The 1,853-nt window shown below is 72.0% G+C and carries 1 protein-coding gene and 1 pseudogene; one reads left to right on the top strand and one right to left on the bottom strand.

What is annotated here, in order from left to right:
• Positions 1-357 (bottom strand): annotated as a pseudogene (locus tag ACYVE9_RS25145) (hypothetical protein); the annotation flags it as partial.
• Between the two features lie 410 nt (positions 358-767).
• Between ACYVE9_RS25145 and sepH the strand changes: the two are divergent.
• On the top strand, positions 768-1,853 hold a 1,086-nt coding region (gene sepH / locus ACYVE9_RS25140), incomplete at its 3' end, for a septation protein SepH (protein WP_461030189.1).

Genomic DNA, 1,853 nt, shown 5'->3' with positions numbered 1-1,853 from the left:
CGGGCCCTGGCCGCGGGTCTCCCCCAGGGTCTCCGGCGCCGTGCCGGCCGCCACCACGACGGTTCCGCGCCCGGTCCGCCGCACGCGGCGCGGGGCGGCTGCGACGGTCACGTCCTTGACCTGCTCACCCGTCCGGCGGAAGAAGTGCTGAAAGACCGGGCCGCCCGTCGTCGCCACCACGCTGATCAGGCCGGCTCCGATGAACGTGCCGTACACGCCGAGCCGGCCCGCGATCAGGGCGGCGATCACGGCGGCCACCGCGCTCCCGGCCACCTGCGCCACGCTGACGTCGATCTTCTGCTTCACCCGGTCGGCCGTGTCGGCCGCGCCGGTTTCGTCGGTCGTTTTCCTGTCCATCTCCGCCCTCGGTCCGCACAAGTGTCCCGCTGTGCACACAGATGGGACCCCGGAAGGGTGGGTATTGGTTCCGATTCCGGGGGTTCTGTGAAGATCGCCACCTTCGGGCAGCGCGGGGAACTGCCCGACTCGGCCGGCCGACGGTCAACTCCGTCCCACCAAAAGAAGTTCACCGGGCGCGGCGGTCCACCCGCGTGGCCCTAATGGAGTAGTGTGACGAGCCCTGGCCCTGGCCTCGTCCGGCCTGCATAGCACAGAGTAAGCGGTTAGATCACACAGAGTGGCCAACTGGTAACCGTGCCATAACGGCGGAGCGGGACGCGGTCCCGACACGCCGGGCAAGTCGGCAAGGTAGTGGCAGGCTGAACCCGGGCAGGCCACACTCGTCTAGCGGGAGAGCAGCGACGCACGTGACGTCGGCAGGCACCACCCGGGAGGTCCCCATGCCCGAACTGCGCGTCGTGGCGGTCAGTAACGACGGCACACGGCTGGTGCTCAAGGCGGCCGACGACACCCAGTACACCTTGCCCATCGACGAACGGCTGCGCGCCGCCATTCGTAACGACCGGGCCCGACTCGGCCAGATCGAGATCGAGGTGGAGAGCCACCTCCGGCCCCGAGACATCCAGGCGCGTATACGAGCCGGCGCCACCGCCGAAGAGGTCGCCCAGTCCGCTGGCATCCCCGTCGACCGGGTGCGCCGGTTCGAGGGACCGGTGCTCGCGGAGCGGGCCTTCATGGCCGAGCGCGCCCGCAAGACACCCGTCCGCCGGCCCGGCGAGAACACCGGACCGCAGCTGGGTGAGGCCGTCGCGGAACGGCTGCTGATGCGCGGCGCCGACAAGGACACCGTGCAGTGGGACTCCTGGCGCCGGGACGACGGCACCTGGGAGGTGCTGCTCGTGTACCTGGTCGCCGGAGAGACGCACGCGGCGAGCTGGACCTACGACCCGCCGCGGCGCCTGGTGCAGGCCGTGGACGACGAGGCGCGCACGCTCATCGGCGAGACCGACGACACCCCCGAGCCGAGCTTCCCGTTCGTGCCGCGCATCGCCCGGCTGCCCCGGGACCGCGGCGGCGAGGAGCCGGCCGGCGGCGGGCGCGGTGACGCGCCGACCGAGAACGAGGACCGGGACTCCCTGACCAGCCTGCTCGAAGCGGTGCCCAGCTTCCGGGGCGACATGATCGTGCCCGAGTCGCCGCCGCCGGTGGAGATCACCGAGGAGGACATCGAGCCGGCCGCGATCGTCGAACCGGCCGAGGAGATCGAGCCGTCGGCGACCGCCGCGGGCGCGGGATCGGCGTACGCGGACATCCTGATGCCGCGCTCGGTCGGCGGGCACCGGGACCGCTTGACGGGCAACACCGACCGCCAGGCCGAGGCGGACGGGGTGCGTCCCGGGCGGCGGGCGGCCGTGCCCAGCTGGGACGAGATCGTCTTCGGTCTCCAGGATGTAGCCCCGGCCCCACACGGTGCGCAGGCTCAGACGGACACC

This window comes from Streptomyces sparsus, assembly GCF_054776295.1.
This window is presented reverse-complemented; position numbering and strand designations above follow the sequence as displayed.